Source organism: Streptococcus infantis, assembly GCF_015546995.1.
GTDB classification, from domain to species: Bacteria; Bacillota; Bacilli; order Lactobacillales; family Streptococcaceae; genus Streptococcus; species Streptococcus infantis_J.
The window spans coordinates 21,152-43,535 of record NZ_JADMUH010000006.1; the positions used below are offsets into that span (position 1 = coordinate 21,152).

21 protein-coding genes, 1 tRNA gene and 1 pseudogene are annotated in these 22,384 nt (G+C 39.9%); 3 read left to right on the forward strand and 20 right to left on the reverse strand.

The features are described 5' to 3' along the window. Positions 1-15: 15 nt before the first annotated feature. A complete protein-coding gene (locus tag I1J71_RS03225) occupies positions 16-1,647 on the forward strand; it encodes a Na/Pi cotransporter family protein (protein ID WP_195183698.1) in 1,632 nt (543 codons plus the stop codon). Positions 1,648-1,676: 29 nt separating this feature from the next. Here I1J71_RS03225 and I1J71_RS03230 read toward each other — a convergent pair whose 3' ends face one another. From I1J71_RS03230 to I1J71_RS03285, 12 genes are all read right to left on the reverse strand, one after another. Beyond that, positions 1,677-1,973: a bacteriocin immunity protein gene (locus tag I1J71_RS03230; RefSeq protein ID WP_195183742.1), complete on the reverse strand. Its 297-nt coding sequence runs from the start codon at positions 1,971-1,973 to the stop codon at positions 1,677-1,679. A gap of 24 nt (positions 1,974-1,997) precedes the next feature. After that, positions 1,998-3,062, reverse strand: coding sequence for a glutamyl aminopeptidase (pepA, locus tag I1J71_RS03235; protein WP_195183699.1), 1,065 nt, complete (start codon positions 3,060-3,062; stop codon positions 1,998-2,000). Positions 3,063-3,183: 121 nt separating this feature from the next. Further along, positions 3,184-3,420, reverse strand: a complete 237-nt coding sequence (gene yidD, locus I1J71_RS03240) for a membrane protein insertion efficiency factor YidD (protein ID WP_195183700.1) — start codon at positions 3,418-3,420, stop codon at positions 3,184-3,186. Next, complete coding sequence (locus I1J71_RS03245; protein WP_195183701.1) at positions 3,420-4,145, reverse strand: pseudouridine synthase; 726 nt, start codon at positions 4,143-4,145, stop codon at positions 3,420-3,422. The genes yidD and I1J71_RS03245 overlap by 1 nt, the downstream gene beginning before the upstream one ends. Beyond that, positions 4,132-4,701 (reverse strand): SMC-Scp complex subunit ScpB, encoded by a 570-nt coding sequence (gene scpB / locus I1J71_RS03250; protein ID WP_195183702.1) that lies wholly within the window; start codon positions 4,699-4,701, stop codon positions 4,132-4,134. Before scpB ends, I1J71_RS03245 begins: the two co-directional genes overlap by 14 nt. A gap of 12 nt (positions 4,702-4,713) precedes the next feature. Beyond that, entirely contained in the window at positions 4,714-5,448 is a 735-nt protein-coding gene (locus I1J71_RS03255) for a segregation/condensation protein A (protein ID WP_195183703.1), read from the reverse strand. Beyond that, entirely contained in the window at positions 5,448-6,182 is a 735-nt protein-coding gene (xerD, locus tag I1J71_RS03260) for a site-specific tyrosine recombinase XerD (protein ID WP_195183704.1), read from the reverse strand. The genes I1J71_RS03255 and xerD overlap by 1 nt, the downstream gene beginning before the upstream one ends. Further along, entirely contained in the window at positions 6,179-6,640 is a 462-nt protein-coding gene (gene cbpB, locus I1J71_RS03265; protein ID WP_006150178.1) for a cyclic-di-AMP-binding protein CbpB, read from the reverse strand. The genes xerD and cbpB overlap by 4 nt, the downstream gene beginning before the upstream one ends. Then, entirely contained in the window at positions 6,637-7,158 is a 522-nt protein-coding gene (locus tag I1J71_RS03270) for a metallophosphoesterase (protein ID WP_195183705.1), read from the reverse strand. The genes cbpB and I1J71_RS03270 overlap by 4 nt, the downstream gene beginning before the upstream one ends. Continuing rightward, entirely contained in the window at positions 7,134-8,144 is a 1,011-nt protein-coding gene (locus tag I1J71_RS03275; RefSeq protein ID WP_416385344.1) for a nucleoside-triphosphate diphosphatase, read from the reverse strand. The genes I1J71_RS03270 and I1J71_RS03275 overlap by 25 nt, the downstream gene beginning before the upstream one ends. Further along, positions 8,102-8,896: a glutamate racemase gene (gene racE / locus I1J71_RS03280; protein WP_195183707.1), complete on the reverse strand. Its 795-nt coding sequence runs from the start codon at positions 8,894-8,896 to the stop codon at positions 8,102-8,104. The genes I1J71_RS03275 and racE overlap by 43 nt, the downstream gene beginning before the upstream one ends. 207 nt (positions 8,897-9,103) lie before the next feature. Then, positions 9,104-9,349 carry a YneF family protein gene (locus I1J71_RS03285; protein WP_004251708.1) on the reverse strand — a complete coding sequence of 82 codons (246 nt, stop codon included), beginning with the start codon at positions 9,347-9,349 and terminating at the stop codon, positions 9,104-9,106. A gap of 314 nt (positions 9,350-9,663) precedes the next feature. Between I1J71_RS03285 and I1J71_RS03290 the strand changes: the two are divergent. After that, positions 9,664-12,435: pseudogene (locus I1J71_RS03290) on the forward strand (glycosyl hydrolase family 95 catalytic domain-containing protein); the annotation flags it as partial. A 363-nt stretch (positions 12,436-12,798) separates the two neighbouring features. On the opposite strand, the gene I1J71_RS03295 reads toward I1J71_RS03290, so the two are convergent. The 6 genes from I1J71_RS03295 to I1J71_RS03320 form a co-directional block, all read right to left on the reverse strand. Further along, a complete protein-coding gene (locus I1J71_RS03295) occupies positions 12,799-12,999 on the reverse strand; it encodes a mechanosensitive ion channel protein MscL (RefSeq protein ID WP_074324326.1) in 201 nt (66 codons plus the stop codon). Positions 13,000-13,152: 153 nt separating this feature from the next. Continuing rightward, positions 13,153-14,079: an ATP-binding cassette domain-containing protein gene (locus I1J71_RS03300; RefSeq protein ID WP_195183709.1), complete on the reverse strand. Its 927-nt coding sequence runs from the start codon at positions 14,077-14,079 to the stop codon at positions 13,153-13,155. A gap of 10 nt (positions 14,080-14,089) precedes the next feature. Further along, positions 14,090-15,157, reverse strand: coding sequence for an ABC transporter ATP-binding protein (locus I1J71_RS03305; RefSeq protein ID WP_195183710.1), 1,068 nt, complete (start codon positions 15,155-15,157; stop codon positions 14,090-14,092). Positions 15,158-15,165: 8 nt separating this feature from the next. Beyond that, on the reverse strand, positions 15,166-16,092 hold the full coding sequence (gene oppC / locus I1J71_RS03310) for an oligopeptide ABC transporter permease OppC (protein WP_195183711.1): 927 nt from the start codon (positions 16,090-16,092) through the stop codon (positions 15,166-15,168). Beyond that, positions 16,092-17,588 (reverse strand): ABC transporter permease, encoded by a 1,497-nt coding sequence (locus tag I1J71_RS03315; protein ID WP_195183712.1) that lies wholly within the window; start codon positions 17,586-17,588, stop codon positions 16,092-16,094. The genes oppC and I1J71_RS03315 overlap by 1 nt, the downstream gene beginning before the upstream one ends. A gap of 65 nt (positions 17,589-17,653) precedes the next feature. Next, the gene (locus I1J71_RS03320) at positions 17,654-19,633 is read right to left on the reverse strand and encodes a peptide ABC transporter substrate-binding protein (RefSeq protein WP_195183713.1); all 1,980 of its coding nucleotides are present in this window, start codon (positions 19,631-19,633) and stop codon (positions 17,654-17,656) included. A gap of 179 nt (positions 19,634-19,812) precedes the next feature. Here I1J71_RS03320 and I1J71_RS03325 point away from each other — a divergent pair. Continuing rightward, positions 19,813-19,883: transfer RNA gene (locus I1J71_RS03325), tRNA-Cys, on the forward strand. A gap of 222 nt (positions 19,884-20,105) precedes the next feature. Here I1J71_RS03325 and I1J71_RS03330 read toward each other — a convergent pair. Next, complete coding sequence (locus I1J71_RS03330; protein WP_195183714.1) at positions 20,106-21,437, reverse strand: hemolysin family protein; 1,332 nt, start codon at positions 21,435-21,437, stop codon at positions 20,106-20,108. 118 nt (positions 21,438-21,555) lie between these two features. After that, positions 21,556-22,383 (reverse strand): DNA/RNA non-specific endonuclease, encoded by an 828-nt coding sequence (locus I1J71_RS03335; protein ID WP_195183715.1) that lies wholly within the window; start codon positions 22,381-22,383, stop codon positions 21,556-21,558. Position 22,384 lies beyond the last annotated feature (1 nt).

A 22,384-nucleotide genomic window follows, 5' to 3' on the forward strand; every position in this document is an offset into this window, starting at 1 on the left:
CGGAGGGAAAATAAAATGTCCATTAATTGGCAGGAAATTGCATTTCACTTTTTAGGTGGTCTGGGACTATTCTTATATAGTATCAAGACCATGGGAGACGGTTTGCAACAAGCAGCTGGAGATCGTCTTCGATATTACATTGACAAATATACTAGTAATCCTTTCTTTGGAATTTTAGTTGGAATTGGGATGACTGCCCTGATTCAATCGAGTTCAGGTGTTACGGTTATTACAGTTGGTCTGGTTAGCGCTGGACTATTGACCTTACGTCAGGCCATTGGGATTGTTATGGGAGCCAATATTGGAACAACTGTCACATCCTTTATCATTGGTTTTAAATTGGGAGACTACGCATTACCTATGCTCTTTCTCGGAGCAGTCTGTCTCTTCTTCACAAAAAATAGAACCATCAATAACATCGGACGGATTGTCTTTGGTGTCGGTGGTATCTTCTTTGCCCTCACTCTTATGAGTGGCGCCATGGAACCCCTTAAGGATTTACAAGTCTTTAAAGACTACATGGTAGAACTTAGTAAAAATCCAATCTTGGGTGTTCTTGTCGGAACAGGTTTAACCCTTCTGATTCAAGCCTCCTCAGCGACCATCGGGATTCTACAGAATCTATACGCTAGCAATCTGATTGACCTTCAGGGTGCCCTACCAGTGCTCTTTGGAGATAACATTGGAACAACCATCACTGCTATTATCGCTTCCTTGGGTGCTAATATTGCTGCCAAACGTGTGGCGGCAGCCCATGTGGCCTTTAACGTTATCGGGACTGTTATCTGTATTATCTTCCTCGTTCCATTTACAGGCTTAATCCAATGGTTTGAGAGTTTCTTAAATCTAGCTCCAGAAATGACCATTGCCTTCGCCCACGGAACCTTTAACATTACCAATACAATCATTCAGTTTCCATTCATCGGAGCTCTTGCCTTCATGGTAACCAAACTTATCCCTGGAGAAGACGAAGTTGTCAAATACGAGCCACTTTACCTTGATGAGCAACTGATCAAACAAGCTCCGTCTATCGCTCTTGGAAATGCTAAAAAAGAACTTCTACACTTGGGTAATTATGCTGCGAAAGCCTTTGATCTCTCTTACGACTATATCATCAACTCTAATGAAAAAGTTGCAGAAAAGGGACATAAGACTGAAGAAGCTATCAATACCATTGATGAAAAATTGACTCGTTACCTCATTAGTTTATCTGGTGAAGCTTTGAGCCAAAAAGAGAGTGAAGTCTTAACAAATATCCTTGACTCTTCACGAGACTTGGAACGTATCGGAGACCACGCAGAAGCCCTGCTCAATCTTAACGATTACTTGCAACGCAAGAATGTTCAATTCTCTGAGGCTGCCTTAGAAGAACTAGCAGAGATTTATCTTAAAACTAGTGATTTCGTCAAAGATGCTCTTGAGAGTGTGGAAAACAACGACCTCGAGAAAGCTCAAGCTCTTATCGAGCGACACGAAGACATCAACAACATGGAACGTGTCCTTCGTAAGACTCACATCAAACGCCTAAATAACGGTGAATGTTCTCCTCAAGCAGGTGTCAACTTTATCGATATTATTTCACATTACACTCGTGTATCAGACCACGCTATGAACCTTGCTGAAAAGGTTTTGGCAGAACAAATTTAAAACGAAAAAAATGCTTTGATTCTTTCGAATCAAAGCATTTTAAATAGCTCTCCAATCATAAAGGAAGATGCAGCTGCACCCCTGTACCTAGCTTCTTCCTTTTTGATAAAGCGGGCCAGATTGACTAACTCTGGCGCTGGATGTTTGGGATGTTTGAGTAGTTCAAGCGTGACTAATCCTGAAAGTCGTACTGCTAGCAAACGCTCATCAGTACTGGGCAATTGCTTAGCGGTCTCTACAAGTGCAAGCACTAGATCTTCACTCAGGTTTTGACGGGCGTTGTTGTAAAGATCTCGTATCAAGGTTTCTAGGTTTGGTTCTTCCATCCCTATTACCTCCATCATTTCTGTTTAATAGTTTTTAATCAAATCTACAGTAGAGCGATCCAATTTTTTAACCAAGGATTGTAAGAAAGCTTGAGCTTCAAGGAAGTCATCCATTGCATAAAGGGTTTGGTGAGAGTGGATATAACGAGCGCAGACACCAATTGTTGTAGATGGAACTCCTGCATTTTTCAGATGAGCTGCTCCTGCATCTGTACCACCTTTTCCACAATAGTATTGATATTTGATTCCAGCTTCTTCAGCAGTTGTCAAAAGGAAGTCCTTCATACCTGGGAGAAGTAAGTGACCTGGATCGTAGAAACGAATCAAGGTTCCATCACCAATCTTACCTTGGCCTCCATAAACATCACCTGCTGGTGAACAGTCTACAGCAAGGAATACTTCTGGATCAAATTTTGTTGTAGATGCATGGGCACCACGAAGTCCAACTTCCTCTTGGACATTGGCACCAAGATAAAGTTCATTGCCTAGTTTTTGACCTGACAAGTTTTCAGCCAATTCGCTAACCATGAGAACACCATAACGGTTATCCCATGCTTTTGAGATGATATTTTTTTCATTAGCAGTTAGAATCGCACTACTATCTGGAACGATGGTGTCACCAGGACGGATACCAAAACTTTCAGCCTCAGCCTTATCAGCAAAACCACCATCAAAAACGATATCTGAAATAGCTGGCATGGTTGGGCCACCTGTGCCACGAGTCAAATGTGGAGGAACTGAACCCGAAATTACCGGTATTTCACGTCCTTCACGTGTGAAGAGTTTAAAGCGTTGGCTGCTAACAACCATTGGGTTCCAACCACCAATACTGACTACTCGGAAGGTCCCATCTGCTTTGATTTCACTAACCATGAAACCAACTTCATCCATATGAGATGCTACCAAAACGCGAGGTGCATTCGCAACTTCTGAATGTTTGATACCAAAAATACCACCTAGGCCATCAGTCACTACTTCATCCACGTGAGGAGTTATCTTCTCACGAAGATAAGCGCGTACAGGTGCTTCATGACCTGAGATAGCAGAAAGCTCTGTTACTTCTTTGATTTTAGAAAATAATGTTGTCATTTTAGTCCCTTCTTTCTTTCAACCATTTTACCACTTTTTATAGGAGAACGGTAGTAGAAATCGACATTTTAGTGATCAGCTTACTTCTTACACCAAAAAAGAATCACGACTGTGATTCTTTTTATTTTGAATTTCTCTTTAAAGAAAAGTGATCTGGTACGGGGTCCTTACCTATTTCAGACCAAGGATGACATCGCAATATCCGGGCCAATCCCATCAGAACTCCCTTAAATCCATGCTTTTCAATAGCCTGAATCATATAGTTTGAACAAGTAGGCTCAAATCTACAAGAAGGTGGGAATGCAGGGGATATAAAGCGTTGGTAAAAGCGCACAGGCACAATTAAAATTCGTTTCATTATTTATTAGTTGTTACAGCCATAGTATGTAGTTGGCTAATTTCTTTTTTGTTAAGACGACGGGATTCACCAGGACGGAGACCTGTCAAGTCAAGGTGTCCAAAACGTGTCCGAGACAACTTATCCACGTGAAGCCCAACTGCTTCAAACATCTTTTTAACCTGGTGGTTACGTCCTTCATGGATGGTCAACTGTACAACAGAACGGTTTTTAACAGGGTCTACTTTAAGAATCTCATAAACCGCTGGCTTGGTTTTCTTACCATCAATCTCAAGACCACGAGTTAAGGGGCGGAGGTTTTCCTTGTTAGCAATTCCTTTTACACGCGCCACATAGACCTTGTCGATTTCATTACGTGGGTGAATCATCTCATCGGTAAAGTCACCATCATTGGTCAAAATCAAGACACCTGATGTATCCCAGTCCAAACGTCCTACAGGGTAGATACGCTCTTTCACATTAGGCAAAAGATCGACAACCGTCTTACGTCCCTTATCATCTGTTACACTAGAAATCACTCCACGTGGCTTATTGAGCAGATAGTAAACCTTTTCTTCGTTATAGATGGGTTGGCCCTCAACCTCAACCTTATCACCAGACTTAATGGTTGTCGCTAATTCACGTACTACCTGACCGTTAACAGTCACCAATCCTTGTTTGATCAACTCTTCTGCTTTTCTCCTACTGGCCACACCTGCGTGGGCAATATATTTATTGATTCTCATCTTCTTCTATCCTTTCACCAAATAATTGGCTTTCTTGTGCTTGAATTTCAAGCTCGTCAATCACAGGCAATTCTTCCAAATGGTTAATACCCATGTAATCTAGAAAATAATCCGTAGTTACATAGAGATTAGGGCGACCAAGAACTTCTTTCTTTCCATCTTCACGTATCAAGTCAAAGGCCTGTAACTTAGCTAAGGCCCCACTCGAATTAACCCCACGAATAGCATCGATTTCTATACGTGTGATAGGTTGCTTATAAGCAATGATGGACAAGGTTTCAAGCGCAGCTCGAGATAGACTCTGGTTGATTGGCGCCTTAGAATATTCCTTCAAAACATCTGCAAATTGAGGCTTGGTTACCAATCTGTAGGCACCTCCTGTCTCAATCAGGGCCAAACTAGAATCCTGGTCTTTTTCATACTTTTTGGCTAATTTTTCTAAGCTTTGCTGAATTCCTGTTGGTGGAAGTGATAGAAGCTCAGCCAACTGGCGAACTCTAATCCCATCTTCCCCCGCTACAAACAGGAGCGCTTCTATTTTTGCTAAAGTACTCATACTTCCTCTCTATCAAGCCTGACTTTGCTCTACTTGATTTTCCTCATTCTTTTTCATGAGATAGATATCTCCAAAACTCTCTTTTTGAATCAAGAGAATTTCTTGGGTTTTAATCAACTCCAAGGTTGCTAAAAAAAGTGTAATGACCTCTTGTAAATCCTTGGTTTCTTTAAACAAATCCTGCAGACATAGTTGTTGCCCTTCTACCAGGGCTTCTCGTACGATAACCATCATATCCTCAATCTTATACTCATCTCGTAAAATGGTTGTATGGTTTTTCGAGAATTCTTCCTTTTTCTTGGTCAGTAAGGTTGAAAAGGCTAAGAAAAGATCGATCGTGGTCTTATCATGCACGAGTTCTGCATCTTCGTAAATTAACTCTGTCGGTGCTTTTGAGTAATATTGAGCTCGTTCTTGGTGTTTCACTTCCAACTGCTCTCCCAAAAGTTTAAACTTGCGGTATTCTTCAATCTGATAAAGGAGATCCTGCTCTAGGTCATCCTCTAAATCAGACACTTCCGCAACCTTTGGCAAGAGCTTACGACTTTTGATCAGCATCAGTTGGCTAGCCATCACCATGTATTCGCCTGCAACTTCTAGACGCATAGCTTGTAAGGTTGATATGTAGGCTAGATACTGCTCAATAACTTCTGTAATCGGTACATCATAGATATCCATCTGATACTTTGAAACCAAGTGTAAGAGCAAGTCCAAAGGCCCTTCAAAATCTTTTAATTTAATATCCATTATCTATATTTTTCTAAGGTCATGACTGTTTTTAATCCCAATTTTTTGGCGATTTCATACAAGTCAACCTTCTCTTCAATTTGTCTCAGTATAAACTGTTCTCTCAATCCTTGAGCCGATAAATCTGCAAAACCTTTTTCCTTTAGAAAGGCTTCTAACTGACGAAAGGCCCATTGACGAGAGTATGGCTTACCCGTTTTTTCAAAGAGGTAGGTCTGTCCCATCAAGGGTTCTAACTCTGCAAGTAGTTTTGTGGAAAGACTCAAGATTCTTTGTTGAGAAGCTTTATTGATTCTCAACACTTGAAAATCTAGATTCACATCACTTATTTTTATGGCTAGAATTTCACTAGGCAAGAGGCCCAATTCCACTATTAATAAGGCTAGTAAGCGTCCTTCTGGATAAGCACTTTCTTGCCAGAAAGAACTGAGGTCTAAAAGTTCCGACTTCCCTTGCTTTTTCTCAGCCTGTTTGGGTAATTCCAAACGGTAAAAGGTGCCAATCTTTCCTTTCTGATATAAGAAGTAAAGAAATTGGTTGCAAGCAGAAACCTTCCGCTTTTGGGCACTCATTTTAAAATTTGATAATTGAGCTTGGTAGATTTTTAAACTTGTCTCTGAAATTTGTTTTTCAACAAAATCCAAAAACTGCTCCAAATCATACTTATAAGACTGCTTAGAATTACTAGATAGATTTTGTTTTTCTTCTAAAAATACTGAAATCCATTCTCTCATTTGCTTCGAATCTCATATTCCTTACTAAAATCATGCAGAAGGGCATTGACAGCCTTAAGGATTGATTTCCGTGTAATAATCCCTTGGAAGATTCCATCCTTATCAACAACTGGTAGGAATGATTCATCCACTAACTTATGTAAAACATCTGTCAATGTATAATCTGGAGCTACCACCGCAACATCCTTCTTGGTCATGTGTACGATATCTGTATCTGCCATGACTTCCTGACTCAATCCCTGCTCCATCTGGTAGGCAAGAATATCTCTAAGACCAATAGTCCCGACGAATTTTTTCTCATCCGTCACGACTGGCACTCTGGTATAGGTCATCTGACTAAGGAGGAGAATTGCATGATCTGCATTGTGAGTATCAATGAGCACAGCCAAATTTTCAGCAGGAGTTAAAAAGGTTTCCTCTTGCTCCAGTAAAAACTGTTCAAATTCTTTGGCAATCATCGAGCAAACTCCTTAGACAAGCCTGGATATACCTCATGGTCACGTGTCAAAAAGTCCACTTTAAAGTAGCTATCATCAATCTCCACACGAGCGTAGAGGCATTCTCTAATTGCACCACGTGGCTGACTGATAGAACCAGGATTTAGAAAGAGAGTCTTTCCTTCCATCCAAGCATCTGGGATATGTAAGTGACCATAAAGACAGATATCTGCATCTTCCTCTTGAGCCCAGAAATCAAGCTTTTGGAAGTTGAAGTTAATATCAAACAAATGTCCATGAGTCTGGATGATCTTGGTAGGACCCAGTTGAGTCACTAAGCGTTCTGGATAGTCTGAATAAAAATCCATGTTTCCTCTGACTACCTGGATTCCTTCCCAGAGTGGTGAATCTGGGCGAAGTTCCGAGTCACCATTGTGAAAAATAGCATCGACTTTCCCAAGATAGCGGTCACGTATTTCTTCTACAATCAAGCTATCTCCGTGGGAGTCACTCATTACAATGATGGTTTGCTTTGCCATGATGGAAATACCTCCAAAAGTTTCTTAACGGCTAAGGCACGGTGGGATTGACTATTTTTTTCTTCAAGGGTTAATTCGGCTGATGATTTACCAGTTTCTCCTACTAAGAAGAGCGGATCATAGCCAAAACCATTTTCACCCTTAGGTTCAAAGTTAATGTAACCTGGCCAGTCAGCTTCGACGACCAAGCTTTCCTTACCTGGGCTAGCAACAACCAAGGTTGTATGGAATTGCGCTGAACGGTCCTTGAGATCAAAGACCATGGCTAATTCGTGCAAAAGCTTAGCATTGTTTTCCTGGTCAGTGGCTCCCACTCCTGCAAAACGAGCTGACCAGACACCTGGCAATCCACCGAGGACATCGACTTTAAGACCTGAGTCGTCTGCCAAAACCATCTTGCCTGTTAATTTGGAGATGGTTTCAGCCTTAAGACGAGCATTTTCTTCAAAGGTCATACCGGTTTCAGCAACTTCAGGCAGGTCTGGATAATCATTGAGATTCTCCACATCATAGCCAAGTTTGTCAAAGATAGCACAAAATTCCTTGGTTTTACCCTCGTTACGAGTCGCAATCAGCAAAGTTTCTCTGACCTTGTTTGTCTCAAAGAAGGCTTCCACATCGACTCCTTCTTTAGGTAATTCAACATGCAAGAGTTGTCCATTTTCAACTAAGAGCAGGGCACCTTGGCGTTGAATGACTTCCAAGTTTCGACCGGCTTCTGCATTTAAAATCTCAACGATAAAAGATAGCAAGCGGAAGTTGGAAGACCAGCGCATTACCGTAATCGTGATTGGAAAACCATTTTCCTCATCACGGAAAATGCGAGCCAAATCCATAAAATCGAGATCAAGAGGATCTTTTATGAGGCTATAGATTCCACCGTAGACGTCCCAGACACCTACATACCAGTCCTGGTCATCCTTGTATTCATAAATTTTGTTTGTCATAATGTTACATGCTCCACATGAATCTCTTTTTCTAGCCATTCCGCTCCAATCTGAGCAAAACTATGGCTATTTGCAGTTGTGTAAAAACGGTGTTGTAGCAGGCCTGCATCACGGCCACGATTAATCTCGAAATAATTGAGTAAGACAGAGATATCCCGCACGCACTCTGCACCACTATCAATCAGTTTCACTTCCGGTCCCATCACATTTTGGATAATGGGTCTGAGGAGCGGATAGTGGGTACAGCCCAGAATCAAGCTGTCCACCTTGCCGACTAAAGGACGCAAGGTTTCATAAACTACTTTCTTGGTCACACTGGTTGAAAGGGCCCCAGACTCAACCAAAGGAGCAAACTTAGGGCAGGCCAAACTTTCAACTTGCAAATTTGGATCTAGGTCATGAATTTTTTGACGATAGATATCTGATTGTACTGTCATTGGTGTTCCAATCACACCGATTCTCCCACCCTGACTTGCTTTGATAGCAGCTGAAGCACCCGGTAAAATCACTCCAAGAACAGGAATATCGAGTTTGGATTTAATTTCTTCCCAAACAACTGCTGTTGCAGTATTACAAGCGATTACAATCATCTTGACATCCTTAGTCAAAAGAAAGTTGACCAACTGCCAAGTATATTCACGAATTTGCTCAGCAGGACGAGGCCCGTAAGGTGCCCGTGCCGAATCTCCAATATAGACGATTTCTTCATGAGGAAGCTGGCGCATGAGCTCACGTACAACGGTCAAGCCTCCAACGCCCGAATCCAAAAAACCAATTGGTCGATTATCCATATAGTCTTCTTTCTAGTTTTATTTTTCTGATTGATAGTTCATTATCATTACATTTTTCGCTGAAATTTCTGACAGACTGGTAAACTCCAGACTATCTCCCTCTCAATCATAATCAAATATCAATAGAATGCAAGGAAAAAGTCTTATCCTTAAATATCAGTTGAACATAGTGAGAAGTCTGGAATTTTCATCCCAGACTTTTCCTATTTATTTCTTTTTATTGTTAGCAAGGGCTGCTTTTTGTTGGCGAATGATTTGGTGGTACACTTGTTGTACCTTAGCTTCGCTTGGTTTTTGACCATTTGCACTCAACAGAGTACGAACTGCTTCTGCATTCAAACGTGGGTTATCCGCAAATTCTTTTTCAATTTGCTTGCGCACCAAGTACATTCCTCCAAGAGCTCCACCTAGAAAAGCTAAAACAATCAAGACAATTGCTAAAATAAGGTCCATAATATTTCTCCTGTTTCTTTTTGAATCTTCTATATTATACCATAAAGTCCCACGCCTGACTAGTTTGATTTACGCTTTCAAAAGGGTAGGGCATTACTCAAATTCTTTTTCTGCTCTAATCTTTTTTAATTCAATAAAATTAAAAAAAGAACTAAAATTTGGTAAAATAATTCAGTTTTTCCTAAAAAACCTTGCATTGAATCGATTTATTTGCTATATTAAGATTATACAAAACAAAGGAAACATCTTTCTGCAAGGCTTATTTTTTTTTATAAGAAAATGTATGCGCTTACAGATTTGAGAAAGGAGTTTTTATGGAGAAGAGCTATTGGGAAAAATCCTGTAAGTATAGCATCCGAAAATTGACCGTTGGAACTGCTTCCGTTCTACTGGGAGCTGTTTTTCTAGCAACACAGAATGTAGCTGCCGATGGTATCGAAGTGAAAGAAAATCAAGCAAGTGTCAGTGAGACTACGGTTCAAGTGAATACAAAAGTAGAGGAACCCACTCAAGAGGGTAAGGAAAATCAACCAAGCACAGAAAATCAAACTTCTACTGAATTAGCTGACAAAGAGGTAAAACCTGAAAAGGAAACACCTCAAATACATCATCAATCAGAGACTAACGCTGTAGTTGAACCTTCTGAAAATAAGGAGAGTGAAAAACCAGAACTTCCTATGACTAAGCAAGAAAACTATCAACTTCATTACGACCAACCAACTGCTCCTTCTTATGACGGCTGGGAAAAACAAGCCCTGCCAGTCGGAAATGGAGAAATGGGGGCAAAAGTTTTTGGGCTCATCGGTGAAGAAAGAATCCAATACAATGAAAAAACTCTCTGGTCTGGTGGACCGCAACCGGATAGCACCGACTACAATGGAGGGAATTATCAAGACCGCTATAAGGTCTTAGCAGAAATTCGTAAGGCATTAGAAGAAGGAAACCACCAAAAAGCAAAACAATTAGCGGAGCGCAACCTAGTCGGACCAAACAATGCTCAGTATGGTCGTTACTTATCTTTTGGTGATATCTTTATGGTCTTTAACAACCAAAAGAAAGGCTTGGAGAATGTTACCGACTATCATCGTGGTTTAGATATTTCTGAGGCCATCTCGACCACTTCTTATACCCAAGATGGTACAAACTTTAAACGCGAAACCTTCTCTAGCTATCCTGACGATGTTACTGTGACCCACTTGAGTAAAAAAGGTGATAAAACCCTTGATTTTACACTCTGGAATAGTTTGACTGAAGATTTGATTGCGAATGGCGACTACTCCTGGGAATATTCGAATTATAAACAAGGAGCAGTTACGACTGATTCTAATGGTATTTTGCTCAAAGGAACTGTCAAAGACAATGGTCTGAAATTTGCTTCCTATCTCGGAATCAAGACAGACGGACAAGTCACTGCACAAGATGGCTATTTGACTGTCACCGGAGCCAGCTATGTGACCCTTTTACTCAGTGCCAAGACCAACTTTGCTCAAAATCCAAAAACTAATTATCGCAAGGATATTGACCTAGAAAATACTGTTAAGTCTATCGTAGAAGCTGCCAAGGCAAAAGATTATGAAACCCTAAAAAATAACCACATCAAGGATTATCAAAGTCTCTTCAACCGTGTTCAACTAAATCTTGGTGGCAACAAGTCTAGCCAAACTACAAAAGAAGCTCTGCATACCTACAACCCAGAAAAAGGGCAAAAACTAGAAGAGCTCTTCTTCCAATACGGACGTTATCTACTCATTAGTTCTTCTCGTGACCGGACAGATGCCCTTCCTGCCAACTTGCAAGGAGTCTGGAATGCTGTAGACAATCCACCTTGGAACTCAGATTACCACCTCAATGTCAACCTTCAGATGAACTACTGGCCTGCCTACATGAACAATCTTGCAGAAACTGCTAAGTCAATGGTCAATTATATTGATGACATGCGCTACTATGGTCGTATCGCTGCTAAAGAATATGCAGGTATCGAATCCAAAGAAGGCCAAGAAAATGGTTGGTTGGTTCATACTCAGGCAACACCATTTGGCTGGACAACTCCAGGTTGGAATTATTACTGGGGTTGGTCTCCTGCTGCCAATGCTTGGATGATGCAGAACGTCTATGACTACTACAAATTCACCAAGGATGAAACCTATCTCAAAGAAAAGATTTATCCAATGCTCAAGGAAACAGCCAAGTTCTGGAATTCCTTCTTGCACTACGACAAATCTAGTGACCGTTGGGTTTCTTCGCCATCCTACTCACCAGAGCATGGAACTATCACGATTGGAAATACCTTTGACCAATCTCTAGTTTGGCAACTCTTCCACGACTATATGGAAGCAGCCAATCATCTCAATGTCGACCAAGATTTGGTGACAGAAGTGAAGGCTAAATTTGACAAACTCAAACCACTTCATATCAACCAAGATGGCCGAATCAAGGAATGGTACGATGAAGACAGTCCTCAATTCACTAATGAAGGACTTGAAAACCATCACCGTCACGTTTCTCATCTGGTTGGGCTCTTCCCAGGAACCTTATTTGGCAAGGATCAGCCTGAATATCTGGAAGCAGCACGCGCAACCCTAAACCATCGTGGAGATGGTGGAACGGGTTGGTCTAAGGCTAATAAAATCAACCTCTGGGCTCGTCTGCTTGATGGAAATCGTGCCCATCGTTTGCTGGCAGAACAACTCAGATCCTCAACTCTAGAAAATCTCTGGGATACGCACGCGCCTTTCCAAATTGATGGGAACTTTGGTGCAACTAGCGGTATGGCAGAAATGCTCCTTCAGTCTCACACCGGCTACATTGCCCCATTACCAGCCCTTCCAGATGCATGGAAAGATGGGCAAGTTTCAGGTTTAGTCGCTCGTGGTAACTTTGAAGTCAGCATGAAATGGAAAGAAAAGAATCTTGAAACGCTATCCTTCCTTTCTAATGTGGGTGGAGACTTAGTCGTAGACTATCCAAATATCGAAGCTAGCATTGTCAAGGTAAACGGTAAGGAAGTACAAGCTACCCTCATCAAAGACAATCGCATCCAGCTTGCTACTCAAAAGGGCGATGTCATTACCTTTGAAAACTTCCCTGTGCCTATACTGTCTGAATTTGATTAGACTAAATCTAATCTATATCATAGACTCTCTACGAATCTATTATTTGCATCAGCTTTTTAAAACTTCGCCTTAATCTTATTGCTATAAACAAAAAAGATGGAATATCTTCCATCTTTTTTGTGATAATAAAGTTATATATGAGTATATATATGTACGTACTTCCAATTTCTAGTCTCTAAAATAAACTAAAAAGCCAGTTATAAATCCAGTTAAAAATCGAATATAACAAATTCAAAAGGAATTCATAAAAAATTAAACAAATGTGATACCAAATGAATTCTACAATCGTAATCAGTGGCTTGACTAGGACATAAAACAAAATATCCAAAATAAATTTCATTTTCTGTCTTCTTTCTTAGGAAGTCCCACAATCCAAGGCAGAGTAGATATCATTTTATAAGTCGCAAGAAATTTAGCAACCTCTAGGGCTTTTGGCTCAGATTCCTTCTTCTCAGTCAGCACTTCCATTCCTTTTACCCAGAGGCATATCCCAATCGTTCTAGCCATTCCTGTAAAAAAATTTGGTTGGTTGTCCATGTGATTCTTCCGTAGTTCATATCATTTCTAACAGATTAGTTCTTATTGTATTCAGTATATCAAATTAATGTAGATTATCAAGTTTTTATCTGCAAAATAAAAAAGTTTCATAACCTTTCTAGAATAATACTAGGAAGATTATAAAACTTTTCATTAGTTCATATCTTTTTTATAGCGTTCCAATTCTGCTTGGTTAGCCCAAACATAATGTCCTGGACGAATTTCAACCATAGACGGTTTATCAGTTTCGTAGTCATGTTGATTAGGATCATAGACTTTCAAAACTTTCTTTCGTTCCAAGATTGGATCTGGAATCGGAACAGCTGATAAAAGTGCTTGTGTGTATGGATGGACTGGATTGTTAAACAGCTCTTCCGTCTCAGCCACTTCAACAATGACACCCTTATAGATTACCGCGATACGATCAGAGATAAAACGAACTACTGACAAATCGTGGGCGATAAAGAGATAAGTCAAGCCTAATTCTTTTTGGAATTTCTTGAGCAAGTTCAAAACTTGGGCACGTACAGAAACGTCCAAGGCTGAAATTGGCTCATCTGCGATAACGAAGTCAGGTTGCATAACCAAGGCACGTGCAATCCCGATACGTTGACGTTGTCCACCTGAAAACTCGTGTGGGTAACGTGTCAAATGTTCAGCCAAAAGCCCTACTTCACGAATGATATTTTGAACTTTTTCTTTTCTTTCTTCTTCATCTTTAAACAAATGGTGATTGTAAAGACCTTCAGAGATGATATAGTCTACTGTCGCACGTTCATTCAAACTTGCGGCTGGGTCTTGGAAAATCATTTGAATGCGACGGATTAATTCCGCTGCTTGTTCACGTGATTTTTTACCATTGATTTTTTGACCATCAAAGATAATATCTCCCTTGCTGGTGTCGTTAAGACCGATAATAGCACGACCAATTGTTGTCTTACCACTACCAGATTCTCCAACGAGTGAGAAAGTTTCTCCTTTGTTGATAAAGAAGTTTGCATTCTTAACGGCTACAAACTTTTTGCTTCCTTCACCGAAGGAAATTTCTAAGTCTTTAATTTCTACTAATTTTTCAGACATTTCCTTCCTCCTAGTCCTCAAGATGAGCAAAGCCCATCTTTTCACGAATTTTATCGTGTAAGTCTTCAATCACTGCTGGTTTTGAAACTTTTGGAGCCTGTTCATGAAGCAACCATGTTTTCGCCCAATGAGTATCTGATACAGCAAACTGAGGTGCTTTTTCTTCGAAATCAATCTTCATCGCATAGTCTGAACGAAGAGCAAATGCATCTCCCTTCAATTCAGTATAAAGTGATGGAGGTGTACCCGGGATTGAATACAATTCTCCTTTATCGTCAGCCAACTGTGGCAAGCTTGACAAGAGGCTCCATGTATATGGATGACGTGGATCGTAGAAAATTTCTTCAACCGTACCATACTCAACAATTTCACCAGCATACATAACCGCAACTTTGTCAGCAATACTTGCTACCACACCAAGGTCGTGTGTGATAAAGATTGTTGTAAAGTGGTATTCCTGTTGAAGTGTCTTTAACAAGTCAATAATCTGAGCTTGAATAGTCACATCAAGGGCTGTTGTTGGTTCATCACAGATAAGAACATCTGGACGACAGGCAAGAGCAATTGCAATAACGATACGTTGACGCATCCCACCAGAATACTGGAATGGGTATTCATCAAAACGTCTCTCAGCATCAGGGATACCGACCTTATTCATATAGTCGATTGCCAATTCTTTTGCTTCTTGAGCTGATTTACCTTGGTGTTTTACAATAACTTCAGTGATTTGACTTCCGATTGTCTTGATTGGGTCAAGACTGGTCATCGGATCCTGGAAGATAGTTGCAATCTTGGCACCTCGGATTTGTTCCCAATCTCTGTTAGAAGAAAGTTCAGTCAAATCTTGATCACGGTAAATAATACTACCTTTCGCAATACGTCCATTTTCTTCTAACATTCCTGTGAAGGTTTTTGTTAAAACTGATTTACCTGAACCTGACTCACCAACTAAAGCGAGAACTTCCCCCTCAATCAAATCGATGGAGACGCCTCGAATAGCTGTCAAAATTTTGTCACGAACATCAAATTCCACGACAATATCTTGAGCAGTCAAGATTACATTTTTTTCTTTTGTCATGTCTACTCCTATCTATGTGTACGTGGATCACTAGCATCCGCTAGGTTTTGACCAACTACGAAAAGTGACAAGGATACCAAGACCAAAGTTGTCAATGGAATCCAGAAGAGGTAAGCATTTGTTGTTACGTTCTGAGAATAATCTGAAATCAAACGTCCCAAACTTGGTACTGTGATTGGTAAGCCAAGTCCAAAGAATGATAGGAAGGCTTCATATGAGATAAATGCAGGAAGCATTTGTGACATAGTCGTAACAATAACAGATACCAATTGAGGCATGATGTTTTTAATGACGATTTTGTAAGTTGGTGTTCCGAGTGTACGTGAAGCAAGGTTGTACTCCAAATCACGGTAACGCATGATTTGGATACGAATCATATAAGCAATACCAATCCAAGTGGTTACACTCATGGCAAAGATCAAGTTCCAGAAACCTGCACCGATAGAGTAAGTCAAAACAATAACGATTAAAAGCGATGGGATGTTATTGATAACGTTATAAACTTCCATCATGATACGGTCAACTGATTTTGAAATACCCCAGATACCTCCGACAATAACACCGATAACAACGTTGATAAAGGTTGCAATTACTGAAATCAAGATAGAGTTACGTGCTCCAAACCAGACACCGTCAAAAAGAGACTTACCATTACTATCTGTACCAAACCAATGTTCACCATTTGGCTTAATGTAACGAGCACTAAAATCATTTACTTTACTTACGTCGTTAAAGTCAAAATCTGAAAACATTGGGTAGATGAAACTCATCAATACGATGGAAATCAAAATACCAAGCATGATGATTGTTGATTTTTTCTTCAAAAACTGTCTAAAAACAGATCCCCAGTATGAGTAGGCAGGAGCGTCAATTGCTTCAGAGGCAAAATCATCTCGTTTTACAAATTGAAATTTATCATTACTAATTGTAGACATTATTTGCCTCCTTTCTCTGTCAACTTAATACGAGGGTCAATAATAGTCATCCAAATATCTCCGATTAAGTAAGAGAAAATTGAGACACTTGTAAAGATGAAGACCAGACCAACAACCATGTTGTTATTTGACGCTTTTACAGAGTCAATCAACATTTTACCCATACCTGGGAAGGCGAAGACTGTTTCAGTAAGAGTCGCTCCACCAATAACACCAATAATAGAACCTGGAATACCAGAAACGAGTGGCACCATGGCATTTTTAAAGATATGTTTATTAGAAATTTCTTTTTCAGAAAGACCTTTAGCTCGAGCAAAACGAACGAAGTCTTGTGATTGCAAGTCAATCATGTAACGACGAATCCAGATAGCTAGACCAGGTGCTCCAAGCAAACCAAGGATAACTGCAGGTAAAACATATGAACGCCAGTCTCCAGCACCCAAGATAGGGAATGAATCTGGGAATCCAATTGAAGAACCAATCAAACGAATGATGTATACAAGGGCAATCGTTGGAAGAGCAAGTAAGAAGGTCAAAGCTCCTGTAGAGAAACTATCAATCCATGTATTTTTGTAACGAGCCATTGCAGAACCAAGTGGAATTGCAATCGCGTATGAAATAGCAAGACCAATCAAACCTGTGATAGCAGAACTTGCAATCATTGATGGATACTGATAGTTACTTTCAGTAGCTGTGTATGGATCATCCTTACCGTAGTTAGCTACCTCACGTGCATCCGCCTGACTTGGTGATTTATAAGTTCTTGTGTAGATATTGACTGATGAAGTTTTCTTACCTGTTGGGAATTGAACTTCAGAAGTCTTCGTTTGTCCTTGTCCTTGTGTGATAACTTGAAGTACAGGAGTATTGGCATAAGTTGGGTAAGAATCTCCTAGGTTCAAGTTCACAAAGTTCTGATGAACAAATGGAAACTGACTGTTGAAGTACAAGAGGTATTTATGTTTAGTCCCTGAACCTACTAAAGACCATCCGATAGCTGGATCGTTTTCAAAACGCAAATAACGCTCTAAGTTAGGATTTTCTGGGTCTTGAATCTTGTTTGTATGGTCAATATCAAGCAAGTTTGCATAGAATTTGAACACACGCTCGAAAATAGGGATTTCACGAGTAGCATAGAATTGACCGCTCTCTGTAAACTCACCCAAAGTCCAACCGTTACCAAGTTGTTGGATATATTTTTCGTAGATAGCTTTATTTGTATCGTTTGCATCAACGGTTACAGAAGGGTCAATGCTACTAGCTTTTTCCTGCAACTCTTTCGTATCGTAATATTCGATATAACCCATACGCTCAAAAACGGTATTTTCATAGTTATCCCGTTTATCAGCTGTTGTTGCAATTTTATTGTAGTTAGTATCTTGTTTGAAGATCAACTTCCGTGGAACCATCGTATAGATGATTGTGTAAATCAAGGTCGTTACTAAAAAGATAGAAACTAACGACCGCAAGATACGCATAAAAACATATTTTTTCATATTTTTTCCTTTAAAATCCCAAAAGAACCTTCTCCTTTTGGAGAGAAAGTTCTGATGAGCATTATTTATTTCACGTGGCTCACTAATTCTTTTTGAGCTTTTTCGTTTGATTCAGCTTTTTCTTTGAGCCATTTTTCACGAGCTTCTTTGTACTCTTTAGCAGTTACAGTGTTCGCTTGCAATTGAAGATATTTGAAGTATACATCTGAACCTTTATCACCAGATTGAGTGTAAGATGCTGAGAATGGTACTACACGAGAAATAACAGGTGCTGCTCCTGTAGATGACATAGCTGGAAGGAAGAGTGAGCTATCTGTCAACCAAGCTTGAGCTGCTGCATATTTCTCATAACGTTTGTTAAGGTCACTTGTTTCACTAGCTGCATCATCAACTAATTTGTCATAGTCTTTCAAGCCAACTTGAGTGACCGCTGGGTTTGATGGATTATCATAGCCCATGTAGGACTTAGTTGTTTCACTATTAGTTGATTTCAAGATATCAAGGTAAGTCGATGGATCATCATAGTCTGGGTTCCATCCAACGGCACCTGAAAGGTCCCAATCTTCTGCTGCTGCACTAGCTGCGTAATATGTGACGTTTTGTAATTCATCTGTAGTGATTTGTTGGATATCGATGACTACATTATCTGTACCCAAAGCGTTCTCAACAGATTGTTTAAATGATTGGATACGAGCGATATAGTTTTTAGATGTTTGGTCTACTGGAATATCCAAGTGGATCGGGAATTTTACACCTTCTGCTTCGAGGTCTTTTTTAGCTTTAGCTAATTCTGCTTTCGCCTTGTCCGCATTGAAAAGTCCATCTTGACCATCCGCAAGGTTTACATCTTTCCATTCATCACCATAAGAAACGACCTTCTCAGTAACTAAGTCGCCAAATGTTTTATCACCTGCTGAAACGAAGTCTGGTTTTACAAAAAGGTTACGAACAGCAAGTGCTGCTCCATCTTTACCATTAACCTGAGCCGAATATGCAGTGCGATCAAATGCAAAGTTCAAAGCTTGACGGAAGTCTTTGTTAAGAAGGGCTTTCTTAGTAGATGTTTTTTCTTCGTCAGTTGTTTTTGATGTATATTTATAGCTTTGGCGGTCAATATTGACACCCAAACCAGCAATACCGGCTCCTTGTGGAGTATAGTAGATATTATCTTTATATGTTTCTGCTACCTTAGAATAGTTTGAGCTAGTAGGGTAGAGACGGGCATAGCTGTATGCACCACTTGTAAAGTTACGCTCGATTGATTCTTGGTCCGAACCATCATAATAAGCAAGCGTTACAGTATCGATGTGAACATTGTCTTTATCCCAATACTGTTCATTCTTCGCAAACTCGATAGAAGACTTCGCTGTCAATCCTTTAAGCAAGAAAGGACCATTGTAAAGCAATGATGTTGGGTCTGTTGCCTTACCAAAGTCTTTTCCTTTTGATTTTTCAAACTCTGCGTTCAAAGGCCAAAAAATTCCGTAAGACAGTTTAGAGTTCCAGTATGGTTCTGGTTGGTTCAATGTATATTGAAGAGTGTAATCATCAACTGCTTTAACACCTACTGCAGAGAAGTCTGTGTTGTTTCCTGACAAGTAGTCAGCCAATCCTTTAACAGAATTTTGTACTAGGTAAAGAGCGGCTGATTTATTGTCGGCTGCGTGTTTCAAACCTGTAACAAAGTCATTTGCAGTTACTTCTGCATATTCTTCACCATCAGATGTGAACCATTTTACACCTTTACGAATTTTATACGTGTATGTCAAACCATCTTGAGATACTGACCAATCTTCAGCGACTGCAGGAGTAAGGTTACCATACTTATCATTCGTAAAGAGTCCATCGATACCGTTTGAAGTGGCAACTTTTGTACTTTGTTTACCAGAGACTAGATAGTCCAATGTTTCTGGATCAGCAGTGTATACATAACCATAAGCTTTTGGCGCTTCAGTATTAGAAGTTTTTGAAGAACCGCAAGCTGCAAGAACGCCTGCAGCAAGTAGCGCAACACCCGCTACCGCAAAAATCCGATTTTTTTTCATGTTTATAAACTCCTCGTTTTAAATTGTGGATATTGAAGATTATACCACAGTTTTTTTAAAAAGTAAACGAATTTTCAGAATATTTTGTCGCATGTTTTTTTAAACATTTGAATCTTATGTTTTCAGAAAAGAAAACTATTGACGAGAAACAATTTTCAAGGTATAATAATAAAAGTTAAGGCGGTATAGCCAAGTGGTAAGGCACGGCTCTGCAAAAGCTTGATCGTCGGTTCAAATCCGTCTACCGCCTTTTTTATACTATTTTATAGGAATTTATCCGAAAAGAAAGCCCGATTTTACGGGCTTTTTTGTTTTTATTTTCGGATAAAAAAGGATAACTTTAAAAATCTTTTGGGGCGAGTTTGGGGCGAGGGTGTTTTTTAGAGATTAGATTTAAAATCCAAGCTCTCAGGGTAAACAAAAAAGACCGCTCAAAAAAGCTTTATCAGTTTTCTCTGATAAAGCTTTTGTTTTATTCAGTTTCTTCTTCTGATTCAAGTTCTTGGATTTGAACCTTAAGCTTGGTTACACGTCCGTTTTTCACTTTGTCATTTGTTAGTGTGATATGCTTGTTGCCACTTTCCACCTCGTAACTAAGCTTCTCTGAGGTTGGAATAGTTCCCACACCAGTCAAATAATAACCTGCAATGGTATCTACATCATCACTTTCAAGCTCGACATCAAAATAATCATTGAAATCGTTCAAATTCATTGTCCCTTGGACAATATAAGTGTTCTCAGCAATGGTATGCACGTAAACTTCAGCACGGTCAGTTTCATCATCAATCTCACCAACAATCTCTTCAAGGAGATCCTCAAGTGTTACCAAACCAGCCATTCCTCCGTATTCATCAAGAAGAATAGCCATCTGTCTTTGTGAATTTCTCAATTCTTTTAACAAATCATCCACAAAAATAGTTTCAGGTACAAAGAGGGGTTCCTGTAATATCTTTCTCAACACGATGTTGTCAAAACCATCAGTAAATCCTGCTTTTAGCAAACTCTTTGTATGGATCAAACCAATGACATTGTCCTTATCGCCGTCATAAACAGGAATTCGAGAAAAGTTTTGTTTTAAGATACTTTCGATAATAGTCTGAGTGTCATCTTGGATATCTACCATAAAGGCATCTGTTCGAGGAACCATGACTTCACGCGCCATAAGCTCATCTAGTGAGAAAATCCCCTGCAACATCTCGATTTCATCAGCATCCAAAGTTTCTTCGCTTTTAGTCAGCATGTACTCAATCTCATCACGAGTCATTTTTTCGTCTGCATCGTCAAATGTCATCGGCGTCAAACGGCTCAAAAGATTGGTTGATGCAGATAGCATCCAAACAAAGGGACTCACAATCTTACCGATAGCAATAATAAATGGTACTGTTCGGATTGCCAAGGCATCCTTAAGATTTAGAGCAATGCGTTTAGGATAAAGTTCTCCAAAAACGATAGAAATATAGGTCAAAAAAGCAAGTGATAAGAAAGAAGCTACTGCAAACGCAGTCTCGCTATTCCCCATCCAAGAGGCAATCAATTCGCCAAGAGAATCTGCTAACCTAGCCCCTGACAAGATCGTAATTAACGTAATACCAACTTGAATGGTTGATAAAAAGTGATTGGGGTTTTCAAGTACCTTTAGCAAACGGATATAGCGTTTATCCCCCTCTTCAGCCTTTTGCTCAACACGTGAGCGACTAAGAGAAACCATAGCCATCTCTGTCGCAGAGAAAAAAGCATTTAAAAAGGTCAAAACAACTAATAATACAAACTGCAGTAACAAATCCTGACTGCTCGGGTCTTCCATTTTCCTTCTCCTAAAAAGTATAATTGAGACTATTATACCATATTTTTCAACTTCTACACATTAATTTTCGATTTCTATAGTAAATCCCTTATCAAAACGATAAGGGATTTACTATTTATTAGTCATTTGTAACCGTAACTTCTCCTTTACGGTAATCTAACCGAATTCCCTTTTGAACATTAGGAATTACTACATTAAATTCCAATTCCCCGTCAGATGATTTTGCTTCAATCTGGGAGGCAGACGGTACTAGGTCTTCTTCAGTCGCATACAGTAGCGTAACGCGGTAACGTACTCGTTTATTCTTATCTAGAGCTTTTCGCACTAAGCCTTCATAGTAGTTTTGTCCAGTCGAATCTTCTGCGCGTGCTTGGTTGGCCCAGGCTGTTTGTACAGCGATATTTTTGGGATTGCTAGTAGATGCATCAAAACCATCTAAACCACCAATCAAGGCATAGCCTAGTAAATGTCCTCTATCTACTGCGTGATTGTAACTTCCTTTTAGATTCTTGACCTGATGCCATCCTGCTGGTGTCCAAGAAGTCGAACCATTACCCGTTTCTTCACGATCTTTGTACTGACGGGTCGCTTTTGACATAAGAGCATTAGCTACTGTAGGAACGATCTCTCCTCCTACAGTTTTTGTTTTATTATCAGCATAGGGTTTACTTGATACCTTTGCATCTAAGTTCGTTTTGTTTCCATTTACGATAAAGGCACCCGCTCCATTCCACTCAAGAGTACCCTTTATTTGTTTTTTAACCGAGTCTGTCAATACACTCTCAGCCAATTCTTGACTTGGAGTATCAGACGACTGTGATTTTTGTTTTGCTTGTGTTTGTGGTGCAGTGTTAGAAGACTGCATTTGTTTAATATAGTAGCTTCCTGCTGACAAGAGCAAAAAGAGCAAGAGGCCAATTAGGGCCTGCCTTGTTTTTTTATTCATC